1 protein-coding gene is annotated in these 649 nt (G+C 75.7%); it reads right to left on the reverse strand.

The window, feature by feature from the left end:
• On the reverse strand, positions 1 to 649 hold a 649-nt coding region (locus ACI79I_RS24325), incomplete at both ends, for a DDE-type integrase/transposase/recombinase (RefSeq protein ID WP_456995137.1).

A 649-nucleotide genomic window follows, 5' to 3' on the forward strand; every position in this document is an offset into this window, starting at 1 on the left:
CGGGTCCGCTTGGGCTTGATCCCGAGCTCGGCGCAGGCGTCGCGCCAGGCGTGGGCGCGGTAGGCCGAGCCGTTGTCCGACAGCACCCGCTGCACCGTGACGCCGCGGGCGGCGAACCAGGCCACCGTCCGGCGCAGCACGCCGATGGTGGTGGCGGCGGTCTCGTCGTCGTGGATCTCGGCGTAGGCCACCCGGCTGTGATCGTCGAGCACGGTGTGCACGAACGCCGTGCCCAGCTTCGGATCGTGCACAGCCGTGCGCGGTTTGCCCGGAGTGGCGGCCCGGTTGCGCTTGCCCTGGGCCCGGCCGACGTAGCGCCAGCCGCCGCCGTCGGGGATGTTGCCCAGCTTCTTGACGTCGACGTGCAGCAGCGCGCCGGGGGTGTCGTGCTCGTAGCGCCGGATCGGCTCGCCGGTCGCGCGGTCGAGGTGGGACAGCCGGTTGATCCGGCAGCGGACCAGCACCGCGTGCACCGTGGAGGGCGCCAGGCCGAGCCGGTCGGCGATGGCCACCGGCCCGAGGCGCTGCTTCCAGCGCAGGTGCACGATCCGCCGCACCACCGGTGCCGGCGTGCGCCGCGGGCAGCGGTGCGGCCGGGAGCTGCGGTCGGCCATCGCCGTCGGCCCGCCGGTCCGGTAGCGGCCGGCCC

It is taken from the genome of Geodermatophilus sp. SYSU D01105, assembly GCF_054050095.1.